Origin of the sequence: Micromonospora parathelypteridis (genome assembly GCF_014201145.1) — a bacterium.
Classification (GTDB): domain Bacteria; phylum Actinomycetota; class Actinomycetes; order Mycobacteriales; family Micromonosporaceae; genus Micromonospora; species Micromonospora parathelypteridis.
This window is the reverse complement of sequence record NZ_JACHDP010000001.1, coordinates 4,440,038-4,453,513: the sequence shown is the minus strand read 5'-3', so window position 1 is coordinate 4,453,513 and position 13,476 is coordinate 4,440,038. Positions and strand designations below refer to the sequence as shown.

At 71.2% G+C, this 13,476-nt stretch carries 13 protein-coding genes; 5 read left to right on the top strand and 8 right to left on the bottom strand.

Translation table 11 applies throughout. The features are described 5' to 3' along the window. Window positions 1-112: 112 nt before the first annotated feature. Entirely contained in the window at window positions 113-775 is a 663-nt protein-coding gene (locus tag HNR20_RS20105; protein ID WP_184182083.1) for a GNAT family N-acetyltransferase, read from the bottom strand. Window positions 776-946: 171 nt separating this feature from the next. On the opposite strand from HNR20_RS20105, the gene HNR20_RS20100 reads away from it, so the two are divergent. Next, window positions 947-1,144, top strand: coding sequence for a DNA repair protein (locus tag HNR20_RS20100; protein WP_184182082.1), 198 nt, complete (start codon window positions 947-949; stop codon window positions 1,142-1,144). A 137-nt stretch (window positions 1,145-1,281) separates the two neighbouring features. Beyond that, window positions 1,282-1,800, top strand: coding sequence for a hypothetical protein (locus tag HNR20_RS20095; protein ID WP_184182081.1), 519 nt, complete (start codon window positions 1,282-1,284; stop codon window positions 1,798-1,800). 9 nt (window positions 1,801-1,809) lie between these two features. Here the strand turns inward: HNR20_RS20095 and HNR20_RS20090 are convergent, their stop codons facing one another. From HNR20_RS20090 to HNR20_RS20075, 4 genes are all read right to left on the bottom strand, one after another. Beyond that, window positions 1,810-2,268, bottom strand: a complete 459-nt coding sequence (locus HNR20_RS20090; RefSeq protein ID WP_184182080.1) for a hypothetical protein — start codon at window positions 2,266-2,268, stop codon at window positions 1,810-1,812. A gap of 33 nt (window positions 2,269-2,301) precedes the next feature. After that, window positions 2,302-5,664: an ALF repeat-containing protein gene (locus tag HNR20_RS20085; protein WP_229687449.1), complete on the bottom strand. Its 3,363-nt coding sequence runs from the start codon at window positions 5,662-5,664 to the stop codon at window positions 2,302-2,304. A 193-nt stretch (window positions 5,665-5,857) separates the two neighbouring features. Next, window positions 5,858-6,607: a Clp protease N-terminal domain-containing protein gene (locus HNR20_RS20080; protein WP_184182079.1), complete on the bottom strand. Its 750-nt coding sequence runs from the start codon at window positions 6,605-6,607 to the stop codon at window positions 5,858-5,860. A gap of 61 nt (window positions 6,608-6,668) precedes the next feature. Further along, window positions 6,669-7,679, bottom strand: a complete 1,011-nt coding sequence (locus HNR20_RS20075) for a glycosyltransferase (protein WP_184182078.1) — start codon at window positions 7,677-7,679, stop codon at window positions 6,669-6,671. A 110-nt stretch (window positions 7,680-7,789) separates the two neighbouring features. On the opposite strand from HNR20_RS20075, the gene HNR20_RS20070 reads away from it, so the two are divergent. Continuing rightward, window positions 7,790-8,629, top strand: a complete 840-nt coding sequence (locus tag HNR20_RS20070; protein WP_184182077.1) for a DUF72 domain-containing protein — start codon at window positions 7,790-7,792, stop codon at window positions 8,627-8,629. A 9-nt stretch (window positions 8,630-8,638) separates the two neighbouring features. On the opposite strand, the gene HNR20_RS20065 is transcribed toward HNR20_RS20070, so the two are convergent. Further along, a complete protein-coding gene (locus HNR20_RS20065) occupies window positions 8,639-10,474 on the bottom strand; it encodes a glycoside hydrolase family 15 protein (RefSeq protein WP_184182075.1) in 1,836 nt (611 codons plus the stop codon). Between the two features lie 132 nt (window positions 10,475-10,606). After that, window positions 10,607-10,969, bottom strand: a complete 363-nt coding sequence (locus HNR20_RS20060) for a hypothetical protein (protein ID WP_221309862.1) — start codon at window positions 10,967-10,969, stop codon at window positions 10,607-10,609. Window positions 10,970-11,127: 158 nt separating this feature from the next. Between HNR20_RS20060 and HNR20_RS20055 the strand changes: the two genes are divergently transcribed. Both HNR20_RS20055 and HNR20_RS20050 read left to right on the top strand, forming a co-directional pair. After that, window positions 11,128-11,553 carry a VOC family protein gene (locus HNR20_RS20055; protein WP_184182073.1) on the top strand — a complete coding sequence of 142 codons (426 nt, stop codon included), beginning with the start codon at window positions 11,128-11,130 and terminating at the stop codon, window positions 11,551-11,553. Window position 11,554: 1 nt separating this feature from the next. Next, window positions 11,555-12,106, top strand: a complete 552-nt coding sequence (locus HNR20_RS20050; protein ID WP_184182071.1) for a YdeI/OmpD-associated family protein — start codon at window positions 11,555-11,557, stop codon at window positions 12,104-12,106. 31 nt (window positions 12,107-12,137) lie between these two features. Here HNR20_RS20050 and HNR20_RS20045 read toward each other — a convergent pair whose 3' ends face one another. Further along, window positions 12,138-13,352, bottom strand: coding sequence for an FUSC family protein (locus HNR20_RS20045; RefSeq protein ID WP_184182069.1), 1,215 nt, complete (start codon window positions 13,350-13,352; stop codon window positions 12,138-12,140). Between the last annotated feature and the right edge of the window lie 124 nt (window positions 13,353-13,476).

The window sequence follows — 13,476 nt, the reverse complement described above, 5'->3', positions numbered from 1 at the left end:
CGACACGTACCGACTCGCCAACGCGCGGGTCGGTACGCGCGAGACCGGGGCCTGGGGAGAGGTTGCGGACCGTGGATCCGGCCCGGGATCCACGGTCCGCGCCCGTCGCCACTCAGCGTGGATAGACCCCGTACGCGCGCCAGCCCCGGTCCGGAAAACCGGCCGCGTCAGCGACCCGGGCCGAGGCGTGATTGTCCCGCTCGTGCAGGTAGGTGGGCACCGCTCCCTCGTCGAGTACGCGCCGCGCCGCCTGTGCGACCAGTCGCCGGGCGAGGCCGCGGCCCCGAGCGGCGGGCGCGGTCCCCACCGCCAACTCCTGCCCGTACGCGTCGTGCCGTTTTATCCCGGCACCGGCCAGGTAGCTGCCGTCCGGGGCACGGACCACCAACACCGGCCGGTCGAAGAGCCGCAGCCAGGGCGGCAGCCCGGGAGCCGTCGACTCGGTCCACTCCCCCACGTCGGGCAGCGGGGCGGGTGACCGGCTCCAGCGGAAGGGGCCGTCGTGCACACACCAGTCGGGCAGCCCGACCGCCTCCGGCAGCGCGGCGAGCAGCCGGTCCGGTGTACGCCGGACCAGCGAGCGGATCGCCGCGACCCGCTCCGGCGCCACGGAGAGCACTGCGCTCCGCCCGGTCTGCACGGCGAGCGCGGGCCGCAGCCGGCCGTCCCAGGCCGGTTCCGCCCGCCGTTGCGAGGCGACCACGTGCAGTCCCGGCCCGGCCGGCCATTGGCCAAGCCAGGTGGCCAGGTGCAGGTGGAGCCGCCGATCGAGCATGCCCACCTCCCCGTCACCGCACCTGTCGTGGATCACCGTACGCCGGGCCGGCGGGCCGGCGGGCCGGGCGGACGATCCCTCAGGGCCGGGCGAGGTTGGGGGAACCAGGCATACCTATCGACCGTCATATGTATTTCCATACCTGTACAACTTTGTTTGGGACGGTAAGGCATGTCGATTCAGCCGAACCACCACTACCAGCAGGACCCCGAGCGACTCTGGCAGGCGGCGGAGACCGTCGGAGGCCTTCCGCCCCAGCCGCGCTACCGGAACCCCCGGGCCGTCGGCGGCGCTGACATCCTGTCGTGGGCCAGGCTGAACAAGTTGCCCGCCGGCAGTTCCAGTAGGCACCGCCTGAACACCCACTGACCGAGCGGCCCGGGGGCGGGTCCTGACGGTCAGGCGCGGGGCGACACACCGGGGAGGTCCAGCGGCGGCATTCGCACACCTGTCGGGTAATTTCTTGTGGTCCGGCATCCCGGCCTACGACAGGAGAAGCTCCCCGCATGGGCAAGAAGACGATCCACGTCTCCGACTTCACCGGCACGGTCCTGCAGCAGGACGACGAGGTGGTACGCGTCGTCGTGCTGGAGCACCCGGACCTGGTCGCCGGGCCCGTGCAGTTGGACGCCACCCCGGGCGAGGTGGAGAACATCGACGACGCCGCCCTCGACGTGGCGGTGGTGGAGATCCACGACCGGCACGGCGGCGGCGAGCCCCGCCGGGTGGTGCTCACCGCCAGCGAGTTCGACGCGATGGCCACCGACGTGCCGATGGCGCAGCTGCTGAAGACGGCCGAGCGGGTCCGCCCACCCAAGGCCCGTAAGAGCGCCGAGAAGATCGACTACGGCACGCTGGAGCACGCCGGCAAGCCGCACCGGGGTCGGGTCACCGAGGAGGAGGCCCGACTGGTGCGCGAGCAGCTCGACGAGGTCAACAAGCGGCTCGCCGACGCGGGCGTGCGCCAGCTCGACCCGTCCGATCCGGAGCACGCCCTGCGGTACGGCTTCTCCGAGGTCTCCTGACCGACCGCGTCAGCAGGCCTTCTTGGCTCGGTCGCGGAAGGCGGTCTCGGTAATCGCCTTCCGCTTGGTGCCGCCGTCGTTGACGAGGACCTGATCCGGCCCGAGCCTGGTCACCTCGCCCAGGGTGAAGTCGATGGGAGCGGCATCGTTCTGACTGCCATAAGCGGTGACCGCGTACAGGGTGTCGGGCTCCAACGCGACGAGTGACTGCTCAGCGACCTTCCAGCCCGGCGGTGGCTGCAACAGGGTCACCGCCGCGAGCTCCTCGGTCCCCTCCCGTTCGATCGCCCACTTCCCGGTCGGCGTGCCCTCGTTGAAGACGGCGATCCTGGTCGCTGTGAAGACGGCACACTCCGCCACAACCAGGACCGGCTGCCCGTCAACGACTCGTAGTGCGGTCAGCGGCTTGTCCGCCGGGGTGCAGGCGGAGAGCCCCGCCAGGGCGGTGAGCGTCAGCAGGACACTCACCGCCCGGATCCGTGGTTTAGTCGACAATTTCGCTCAACACCAGACGATGATCCAGCACTTGGACCAGTCAACGATTGACTTACCGGGTCCCCAGTATCCGCCCTTGTACGGGTTGGCACCAATCTCCCAGGGGTTGCCGTTCCCGTCAGTGCCCGTCAGGAGGTAGGAGGCGCCAGTTCCGAGGAAGTACATGCTGAGGAATGTGTTTGGCGGGAAATACTGCCACTGGTCCGAGTGCCGCGCCTCATGTTCGAGGAGGTCGGGGCCGTAGGTGCTGGCGTCCACGCCCGCTGCCCGCATCGCGGCCCGCTCTGCGGCCTCCGCGGCCAACTCCTCCGTGAGCTTCTGGCGGGAGTCCGGGTAGAGCAGGTAATCGCCAACCGTCATGGGGCGACCGTTCGGTGTGTCCACATCGGTGCAGATGATCTGCTTGGCGGCGATGAAACAGTTGCCGCCCCAAAGTGCCAGCGCCGCCTGGGCGAGGACGTTGTTGCCCAACAACTGGTTTCCCAATCGCCTCGGATCGTGGGCGGTGGGCTGATCGAGCGGCGGCGGGTCCGCCGGTCCACCCGGGTTCTGGGCCGCCTCCTGCCGCTGCAGGTCGACCGCCGCTGCCAACGCCGCCGATGCCTCCGCAGCAGCCTGGCTGGCGCTCCTTCCGGCGGCGAGCGCCGAGGCGCGGGCACGGTCTGCGGCATCGTAAGCCGCGCTGGCGTAGGCACTGGCCCGTGCCGCAGCGTCAGTGGCCTTGGCAGCCGACGCAGCGGCGTTCGCAGCGCTCTGCCTCGCGGCGGCGGCCGCGGCCTTGGCGACCTGGGCCGACTGCGCGGCCTGAATCGCCGATGCCGCCGCTGCCTGGGCCGACTGCTGCGCCTGTGTGGCGTAGCCTGCGGCCTGGCTGGCCGCCTGCTGGGCCTCCTGGGCGTAGCGCGCCGCATCCGCGGCCGCTGCCCGAGCCACCGCCGCCACCCGCGCCGCCTCGGCGGCGTCCTTGCGCGCGTTGGCGGCAGAACCGGCCGCCTCAGCGACCAACCCGCGTACCCGCGCCACGTGGGTGACCGCCTCCAGATCCCGTCGCTGCGCCCGGAACTGCCCGTCGGCGAGGAAATCCTTCAGGTAGGTCCGTGATCCTTCGAGGGCGACCTGCCCTGCGGACTTCACCTCGGGGCCGCCGGCCGAGATGATCTGGCCGACCTTGATCCGGTCGTCGGTCTCGGCCGCGGCGTACTGCCCGGTCATCAGGAACGCGTGCCGGGCAGCCTCGGTCCCGTTGAGCGCTGCCTGCCCCATCGTCCTCATCGTCGGCCCACCGGCGGTGATCAACTGGCCGATCTTGATGCGGTCGTCCTGCTCCTTGCCCGCGTACTCCCGGGTCAGCAGGAACTGCTCCACGTCGTCGTGGTCACCGGCGAGCGCCACCTTGGCGGCGTCGAGCAGGGCGGGCTTGCCCAGGGCGCCGATGTGTCGCACCCGGGCGCGGTCGTCCTCGTCCGCCGCCACGGCTCGGCCGCTGGAGAGGAAGGTACGCAGGTCGGCCTCGGAACCCGCGAGGGCCTCCGCAGCCGCCTTCTGGGTCCATTCTCCGCCGGTGCGGACGAGTCGCGCGGCCGCGAGTCGGCCGCTGGACAGGACGGTCTCCGAGGATGCATCCGGCGCGCTGGCCTCGGTCAACCACTGCCGCGTCTGCGCGTCCAGCCGGGCCTCCTCGGCCGCGTCGTCCGCAGCGCTCGCCAGCTCAATCTGCTCGGCGAGCCGGGCCTCCTTCGCGCCCTGCACGCCGAACTCGGTCTGTGCCGCCAGCCGCTCCACGTCGGCGACCCGCGCGGCCTCCTCCACGGCGGCGGCCTGGTTCGCCGCATCGGTGGCGGTGTTGGCGGCGGCCAGCGCTCCCGCCGCGTGCTGGGTCGACTTGGCCGCGGCGGTCGCGGCGTCACCAGCGTGCGCCGCCGCGTCATCGGCCGCCGCGGCGGCGGCAGTTGCGTGTGCCGCCGCGTCCATCGCCGCCTGGTAGGCCTGATTGGCTGCCTGCGCCGACTGCCGGGCGAACCGTTCGGCCTCGTTGGCCGCACGGGTAGCCGCAGCCGCGTTACGCTGCGCGGCCTCTGCGGCCGCGCGGGCTCGCGCCGCCTCCGCCGCAGCCACGTTTGACTGCCCGCCGGCGGCGGCTGCCGCGGCAGCCGCGGCAGCCGCGTTCGCCCCGGCGTTGGCCGCGCTCACGGCTGCCCCGCTCGCGGCCAGCGCCGCGTTGCCCGCCGCCCTGGAGGCGTCGGCTGCCTTACGCGCGTCCGTTGCCACCTTCCGCGCGGTTGCGGCGGCCTGCCGGGCTGCCTCAGCCTTCGACGCATCGGTCGCCGCCGCGGCGGCCGCGCCGAACGCCTTGGATGCCGCCTGACCGGCGAGAGTCGCGGCCGAGGCGGCTCGAGCCGCGGCGTTCGAGGCGAGTCGGGCGGCGTTGTTCGCTGCCTTCGACGCGCTGACCGCGGTCCGTGCCGCGTCCGCCGCGCGGGCCGCCGCGTCGGCCGCCCGGGCCGCAGCCCGCGACGCCCGCTCGGCGGAGTTCTGCGCGGCCTGGGTCTCGGCCTTCGCGCGCTCGGCGGCCTCCTTGGCCAGCCGGGATGCCTCCACCGCCTGGGCCGAGGCGAGCTTGGCTGCCTCGGTCTCCTCGGCCGCGAGCTCACCCGCCTCCTTGGCCCGGCTGACGAGCAGGGAGAGCGTGCTGATCTCCTGGTCGCGGGCCCGCGCCACGTTCTGCCCGGCGATCAGGAACTCCCGCAGGTCCTGGCCCGTGCCACTGTTGAGGGCCTGCTGGCCGGCCGCCTTGACCGTGGGGCCGCCGGCGCTGATGATCTGCGCGATCCGGATCCGGTCGTCGAGCTGCCGGGCCTGGTCGAGGCCCAGGTAGAAGAACGTCAGGACATCCTGCGGGGTGCCGCCCAGCGCGGTCTGCCCGGCGGCCTTGACCTGTGGTCCGCTGACGGCGATGACCTGACCCAACTTGATCCGCATGTCGATGTTCAACGGTTCCTCGTAGCCACTGTCGAGGAAGGCGCGGACATCCGCGGGTGAGCCGGCCAGAACGGCCTCGGCGGCGCTGCGCAGGGTGCTGCCGCCCGCCGCCTGGTATTGCGCCACCTCGACCCGGTCGTCGTGTGCCTGAGCGGCGGCCAACCCGGTGTCCAGGAAGGCCCGCAGGTCGGCGTCCGAGCCGGTCAACGCCAGCTCAGCGGCGCGGGCAACTTCCGGCCCGCCGGTCAGCAGAAGGTCGACGCAACGTTGTCGGTCGGCGGGGGTCGGTGGCTCGGCATACGCTGGCGCGGCGAGCATTCCACCGGCCACGGTCAGGACGACGGCAGCTCCCAGGGTCCGCCGAACCAGTCGTCCAAAGGAACTTCTCAAGGCCGCTCCCCCGTCTAAAGAATGTCCATGCGTCGATCGCTACTGCGATTACCCGAGGCTAGGGGAGCGCTGCCCGGCGTGACGACCCGTGAGAGCATGTACGACTTGCCGGACTTGTAGCCCGGTTCGCAGCGAGTCCCGGAGTGGCAGTGCCACTCCGGGACGACGCCCGACGGGTGTTGCCGGCCTGCCGCTACCCGACGTCGCCATCCGTCGCGGCGGCTTTGACGGCCGCGGCGAGGGCGGCGGCCAGATCGGTCTCGACCGCCGCCTTGTCCAGGCCGAGGTTGGTGAGCACGCCGGCACCGTCCTCCTGCTCCAGCAGGGCGAGCAGGATGTGCTCGGTGCCGATGTAGTTGTGCCCGAGGCGCAGCGCCTCCCGAAAGGTCAGCTCCAACGCCTTCTTGCCGCGCGCGTCGTACGGGATGAGGTCCGGAACCTGCTCGACCCTCGGTGGGAGGACGGCGCCGACCGCCTCCCGTACCGCCTCGGGGGTGGCGCCGCGACCAGCCATCACCCTGGCGGCCAGTGCTTCCGGCTCGGCCAGCAGGCCCAGCACCAGGTGCTCGGGGCCGATCTCGGCGTTTCCGCTGGCGCGGGCCTCCTCCTGCGAGGCGATCACCACGTTGCGGGCCCGGGGGGTGAACCGGCCGAAGCCAGCGTTGGGGTCGAGCGCGGCCGCGTCGGTCGCCTTCGGCACGAAGCGCTTCTGGGCGGCCTGCTTGCTGACCCCCATGCTGCGTCCGATGTCGGTCCAGGAGGCGCCGGAGCGCCTTGCCTGGTCGACGAAGTGTCCGATCAGGTGGTCGGCCACCTCGCCGAGGTGGTCGGCGGCGATGACCGCGTCGGTGAGTTGGTCGAGTGCGTCGCTGTGCGCCGTTTTGATCGCCTGGATCAGGTCGTCGAGCTTGACGGTGCTACCGATCTGAAGAGGATCTGTCATGCGTCAACCATAGGTTGACGCATTCCTTGCGTCAACCCTGAGTTGACGACTACGGCTCCGCTCAGGCGACGTACTCCGGCAGGAGCTGGGCGACGGCCGCCGGAGAGGGCATGCCGGCGATCTCCTCGGCGATCAGTCGGGCTGCGTCGCGCTGCTCGACCTGGCCCCGCCGAGGCAGCAGCAGGCGCGCCTGCTCGGCGACGGCGCCCGCGTCCACCTGGCCGGGAAGGAGCCGCAGGGCGACACCGGCGGCGGCGAGCGTGTCGGCGTTGGCGAACTGGTCGGCGCCCTGCGGCAGCAGCAACTGCGGTACGCCAACCGCGAGCGCGCCGAGGGTGGTGCCGCTGCCCCCGTGGTGCACCACCACGTCGACGAGCGGCAACAGCTCCGCCTGCGAGACCCACGGGTGGACGCTGACGTGGCCGGGGATCTCGCCCAACTGTTCCAGGGGCACCCGGCCGGCCGCGACCACCACCTGGGCGTCCAGCGCCGCCAGGCCGGCGATGGCGGTGCGCAGCAGCTCCGGCGTGCCGAACGCGGTGCCGAGGGTCAGGTAGATCAGCGGTCGGGACGTGCGACGGCTCACCCGTTCGGGCAGCGGTGCCGGCGTCGAGAAGGCGACCGGTCGCAGCTCGATCCGACGTTCCGTGGCGAGGAAGTCCTTGTCCTGAAGCGAGGGCGGCCAGATGTCCAGGTGCGGCCGGCCGGCGGCCTCGGCGTTCCTCGTGGGCAGTTCGAGGCCGATGCCGTCGGGGAACATCCGCCCGAACCCGTGCCAGATGCCCGGAATGCCGGCCCGATGAGCGGCGATGGCCGCACCCGGCAGCCCCCACTCGTGCACCACCAGGTCGGGGCGCAGCCGCGCCAACTCCGGTGCGAGATCCTCGGCGTACACCTCGTAGAAGGCGTCGCCGGGGCGGAACGGCCGCAGGCCGTTCGCGGCGAGCGGCGCATGCACGGCCGTGCCGGCGGCGAAGTGGACCTCATGACCGGCATCCCGGGCAGCGATCGCCAGCGGGATCAGCGGATAGGTGTGACCGACGGAGGCAAGACTGGCGAACAGCACACGCATGGCGCCGGACCCTACCTGCCGCACCCGCCGGTCCGGTCGCGTCCGGTGGCACGTGCCGCGTATACGGTGGGCTGCGGTTCAGGCGCGGTTCACCGACGGGAAGGGCGGTCATGCGTCTTCACGTGGGATGCGCGATGTGGACGCACAGGTCGTGGCAGGGTCACCTGCTGCCGCCCGCAGAGCGCCTGCGGCACTACGCCAGTTGGTGCGACGCCGTGGAGGGAAACACGACGTTCTACGCGACCCCGGCCCGGGACACCGTGGCGTCGTGGGCCGCCCAGACGGACCCCGATTTCCGGTTCGTCCTCAAACTTCCCAAGGTCATCACGCACGAACGCCGGCTCGCCAACGTCGGGGAACCGTTGCGCGCCTTCCTGGACGCGATCGCACCGCTCGGCCCGCGCGCACATGCCCTCTGGATCCAGCTGCCCGGCTCGTTCGGCCCCGCCGACCTCCCGACCCTCAGCCGGTTCCTGGGCCAACTCCCGCAGTCCCACCGGTACGCGGTGGAGGTCCGCCACCAGGCGTTCTTCACCGAGGCCAGCGCCGCGCGCCTGCTCGAGGCGACCCTCGGCAGCGCGTCGGCCGAGTGGATCCCCTTCGACACCACCGCCTTCTTCGCCAGCCCACCGACCAGTGACGCGGAACGGGACGCCTGGACCAAGAAGCCGCGCGTGCCGCTCCGGTCGCGCGCGCTGACCGACCGGCCGATCGTCCGCTACCTCGGCCGCGACGACTCGGCGCGCACGACCGAGGGGTGGCAGCGCTGGATCGACGTCACCGTGGCCTGGCTACGCGAGGGACGCTCGCCGACGATGTTCATCCACACCCCGGACAACGCCGACGCGCCCGTGCTCGCCCGCCGGTTCCACGACGAGGTACGGGCACGCGTACCCGAGCTCGACGCGCTGCCCGAGCCGATACCGGTCGAGCCCCTGACGCTGTTCTGACCCGAGCGGTCAGCGCTGCTCGTCGCCGAGCAGGTCGTCGAGGTGGGCCGCCGTGCTGATCAGCGAGAGGTGGCTGAACGCCTGCGGGAAGTTGCCGATCTGCTCGCCGGTCGGGGCGATCTCCTCGGAGTAGAGGCCAAGTGGGCTGCTGTAGGTCAGCATCTTCTCGAAGGTCAACCGGGCGTCGTCGATCCGGCCGGCCAGGGCGAGTGCCTGTACGTACCAGAAGGTGCACATGTTGAAGGTGCCCTCGGTGCCGGCGAGGCCGTCCGGCGAGGCGTTCGGGTTGTAGCGGTAGACCAGGCTGTCGCAGACCAGCTCGGCGTCCACCGCCCGCAGCGTCGACTCCCACATCGGGTCGGTCGGCGAGATGAAGCCGACCCCGGGCATCGCGAGAAGCGAGGCGTCCAGGATGCCGGAACGGTAGTGCTGCACGAAGGCACGACGCCCGGAGTGGAACCCCCGCGCCATGACCTGCTCGTAGATGGCGTTGCGTTCGGTGGTCCAGCGGACGATGTCGCCGGGGCGCCCGCGGCGCTGCGCGATGCGGATGGCACGGTCGAGCGCCACCCAGCACATCACCCGTCCGTAGGTGAAGTCCTGCCGACCGGACCGGGTCTCCCAGATGCCGTCCTCGGGTTGGTTCCAGTGCTCGCAGAGCCAGTCCATCAACCGGGCTGTCTTCCGCCACCCCTCGTACGGGGCGATCAGCCCGTGCCGGTCGGCGAGTTCCAGCGAGTTGAGCGCCTCGCCGTAGATGTCGAGTTGCAGCTGGCCCGCCGCGCCGTTGCCGATGCGCACCGGGGCCGAGCCGCGGTAGCCCTCCAGGTGGCCCAGCACCTCCTCCGGGAGGTCAGGTGAGCCATCGATCCGGTACATGACCTGCAGGGGCACGTCGTCGTCCCGGGCATCACGGATGCGCGCGTGGAGCCAGGACAGATACTTCTCGGCCTCGCTGGTGAAGCCCAGGCGGAGCAGCGCGTGCACGGAGAAGGACGCGTCTCGGACCCAGGTGTAGCGGTAGTCCCAGTTCCGCTGCCCGCCGATCTGCTCCGGTAGCCCTGTGGTGGGCGCCGCGACCAGGGCCCCGGTCGGCGCGTACGTCATCAGCTTGAGCGTCATCGCCGACCGCTCGACCATCTCCCTCCAGCGGCCCCGGTACTGGGAACCGCCCAACCACCGCCGCCAGTAGTCGCGGGTCTGCGCGAGCAGGTCGCACGCCTCCTCGGTGCTGAGCGCTCGGGGCGCATGTGGGCAGGCCGTCTCCAGGACCACCCCGCCGATGTCACCCGCGTGCAGCGTGAAGTGCGCGGACACGCCGTCCTCGTCGCGTCGGATGCTCCCCGCGTCCACCAACCGATCCGCGTTCTTCAAGGAGGTGAGGGTGAGGCTCAGAGTCTTGCTCCGGAAGATGTCACCCTCGGGGTGCACCTCCAGCTTGTACGGGTCGCGTCCGTAGTTGAACCGGGGCCGGCAGTCGAAGCGGAACCGCATGCTCCCCCGCACCATCCGGACCAGCCGGATCAACTGGTGCTGGTCGGTGGCACGCTCACCGGTGACGGGCATGAAGTCCAACAGCTCCCCCACGCCGTCGGCACTGTGGAAGCGGGTGATGAGGATCGGCGTTCCGGGCAGGTAGAGCTGCTTGCTGGTGTATTCGACGCCGTCGGGCGAGAGTTGGAAGTGGCCGCCCTTGCCGTGGTCCAGCAGCGCCGCGAAGACGCTCGGCGAGTCGAACCGGGGCGCACAGAACCAGTCGACCGTGCCGTCCGCGCTGATGAGCGCGGCGGTTTGCAGGTCACCGATCAGACCGTGCTCCTCCACCGCCGGGTAGGTCGCCTCCACGCTGTCTCCCGCCGTTCGTCGTACCGACGGCGGCGTCTACCCGGGAATCGCCGTGATAGTCGGCCCGGAGGTGTCCCGTGTCGAGACGGGGCTCGCGCGCTGTCCTTCCCGCCCCGTCCCGACTTCGTCCGGTCAGATGGCGCGGAAGCTCGTCCAGCGCCCGGCGGGGTAGGTGAGGAGCGTGCCCGCACCCGTCACCTGCCCGGAGCAGTCCGGGGTCCGGTAGAAGAAGACGTCCTGGAAGCCGCTCCAACCGACGTGACTGTCGGCGGTCGGGGGCAGCGGCGTGCAGGCACCGGTCGGCGCCGGGAAGTTGGCGAGCGCCGTGGTGAAGTTGCCACTGTAGAAGGTCAGGCCGGACTCCTGCGCCGATGCGGGAGAGGCCAGGAAACCGAGCCCGGCGGTCAGGATCGCGGACATGGTCAGCACTGCGCCGGCCCGGGCTGCTCTTGCTCGCATGCGCAACTCCAATGCGTCGATGGACGTGGATGCCATGGTCGCTTCATTTTGTTGCTATCGCAAGCATCCAGTTGGCGTACGCAGCTATTTCGCCAGGCGGGCCGACTTCTTCGAACTCACCTGCCATTGCGGAAGCGCTCCTTCCGCAATCGTCGATAACGTCGGCAGCGAACACATCGACGAGAGGACACCTGATGAGCCTGCGAGGATTTGCCACACTCAACATCTGGGCTGACGACGTGGCGGCAGCCACCGCCTGGTATGCGGACTTCCTCGGCATCGAGGCGTACTTCATGCGCCCGGGGCCCGACGGACGCCCTGCCTACACCGAGTTCCGCATCGGCGACTACCAGGCAGAGTTGGGCATCATCGACCGTAGGTTCGCACCGCCCGGCGCCACGACGGGGCCGGGCGGCGTGGTGATGCACTGGTACGTCGACGACCTCGACGCCACCGTCGAACGGTTGTTGGCGTTGGGTGCCACGGAGTACCAGCCGATCACTCCGCACGGGGACGAGGGGTTCATCACCGCGGCGGTCGTCGACCCGTTCGGCAACGTGCTGGGTGTCATGAAGAACCCGCATTACCTCGACGTCCTCGCGTCGCTCAAGGCGACCTGAGGTGGAGGTGCTCGACTTTCCCGACGCGGCGGCGTGGGAGGCATGGCTGAACGCACAGCACGAGGTTCGAGACGAGGCGTGGCTGCGGATCGCCAAACGGCACTCCGGGCTCTCCGCGATCACGATCACCGACGCGCTCGACGTGGCCCTCTGCTTCGGCTGGATCGACGGTCAACGCAGGGCACTCGACGACCTGTCGTTCCTGCAGCGATACTCACGCCGTCGGCCGCGGAGCACGTGGTCGCAGGTCAACGTGGTGAAGGTCGAGGCCCTGACGACGGTGGGCCGGATGCGGCCCGCCGGGCTCAGGGAGGTCGCGGCCGCCAAGGCCGACGGCCGCTGGGAGGCGGCGTACGAGGGGCAGCGCACCGCCACCGTCCCGCCCGATCTGGTGGCCGCGTTGGCCGACGACCCTCGCGCGAGCGCCGCGTTCGAGCAGCTCGGCCGATCCGCCCGGTACGCCGTGATCCTGCCGCTGTTGAAGGCGCGTACCCCGGAAACCCGCGCGAAGGTGCTGGCCCGGGAGGTCGCACGCCTGGTGGGTCAGCAGTAGCGGTGGCCGGCCACCGTGCGTGCCCACCGGCTCAGTGCCGCTCGCTCCGCTCCACCGTCTGCCGCACCAGCACTGCCGCTCGGTCGGCGTCCAACCCGCTGGCCATGAGCAGGTCGTGGGCGGCCGTGCGGAACTCACCCGCGGCGATCATGCCGGAGTAGCCCAACCGGTGGGTGTGCGGGCGGGTGGGATCCGGCGCAGCCGCCCCCTGCGCCCTGCTGACCAACTCGACAGCCGTCAGAATCTGGTGGCGCACCTCCCGCGGCTCCGCATGGGCACGGATCGTGCATCTCAGGGTCTGCACGCTGGCGGCCAGCAGGTCGATGGCGACGGGAAACTCCTCCGGTATCGGCTCATCCTCCTTGAGGGCTCTGGTGAGTCGCCGCGCGACGGCTCGACAGCTGTACAGGCTGCGTTCCAGATGCCGTACCGCGGTGGTGTAGAAGGCCAGGGACGTGCGGTCACGCCAGCGCAGTGGCGCCAGTCGCACCACCTCCTGAGCGGCGTCGAGCCCCTCGTCCAGCAGGGTCAGCCGGGGGCCGAGTTCCCGCAGCGCGCCCAGGCTCCGCTCGGCCCCGCCAAGATCCCGACGCCGCAGCGCCGCGGCCAGGTCGTGCATGGTGGCGACAGCCGGATCGATGACCGGTTCGGCCAGCCGGCGTACTGTCCGCTGCGGGTGGATGGGCACCAGCAGCAGACCGACCGCCAGCCCGATCAACCCGCCGACCGCCGCGTCGACGAAGCGAGGGATGGACAGGTCACGCACGGGCGGTTCCAGGGTGGCGATGAGCACTGCGGTACCGCCGGCCTGGGTGAGCAGTGATCCACCGCCCTTGAACAACAGGGCGACGATGATCGCCAGCACGACGACCGCGCCGGTCTGCCAGGCCCCGATGCCGAACAGCGGCATGAGCGTGTCACCGACGGCGAGCCCGAGGACCGCCCCGACCAGCAGTTCGACAGTGCGCCGCAGGCGTGATCCCATCGCGGCGGCCACGATGCCGACCGCGACGGTGGGCGCGAAGACCGGGGTGGGATTGTCCAGGAACTGGTCCCCGACGAACCAGGCGAGCGCCGCCGCGACCCCGGCCTGCACGGCGAGCAGCCCGAAGAGGCGTAACCGCCACGCACGACTGCGCAGCGCGTGCCGCATCCGCCCGCGCAGGCGGACCCGCGCTCGGCCGACCCACGATGACCCGTGCGCGGCCGGGTCGGTGTCGGCCGCCGGCTCCTGCTCCGCGGGCATCCGCGCCGTTTACCCACCGCAGGCGAACCTATCCGGCCGGCGGCTCGTCATCCCCAGGCGAGCGCCCCGCAAACTGACCGAGCCGGACCGGCCAGGCAATGACGAAGCGGGGGCACCCACCGTC

Bases quoted from the DNA above. Each gene is read 5' to 3' on its own strand.
- HNR20_RS20105 (WP_184182083.1), bottom strand. From the start codon at position 775: ATGCTCGATCGGCGGCTCCACCTGCACCTGGCCACCTGGCTTGGCCAA.
- HNR20_RS20100 (WP_184182082.1), top strand. From the start codon at position 947: ATGTCGATTCAGCCGAACCACCACTACCAGCAGGACCCCGAGCGACTC.
- HNR20_RS20095 (WP_184182081.1), top strand. From the start codon at position 1,282: ATGGGCAAGAAGACGATCCACGTCTCCGACTTCACCGGCACGGTCCTG.
- HNR20_RS20080 (WP_184182079.1), bottom strand. From the start codon at position 6,607: ATGACAGATCCTCTTCAGATCGGTAGCACCGTCAAGCTCGACGACCTG.
- HNR20_RS20075 (WP_184182078.1), bottom strand. From the start codon at position 7,679: ATGCGTGTGCTGTTCGCCAGTCTTGCCTCCGTCGGTCACACCTATCCG.
- HNR20_RS20070 (WP_184182077.1), top strand. From the start codon at position 7,790: ATGCGTCTTCACGTGGGATGCGCGATGTGGACGCACAGGTCGTGGCAG.
- HNR20_RS20060 (WP_221309862.1), bottom strand. From the start codon at position 10,969: ATGGCATCCACGTCCATCGACGCATTGGAGTTGCGCATGCGAGCAAGA.
- HNR20_RS20055 (WP_184182073.1), top strand. From the start codon at position 11,128: ATGAGCCTGCGAGGATTTGCCACACTCAACATCTGGGCTGACGACGTG.
- HNR20_RS20045 (WP_184182069.1), bottom strand. From the start codon at position 13,352: ATGCCCGCGGAGCAGGAGCCGGCGGCCGACACCGACCCGGCCGCGCAC.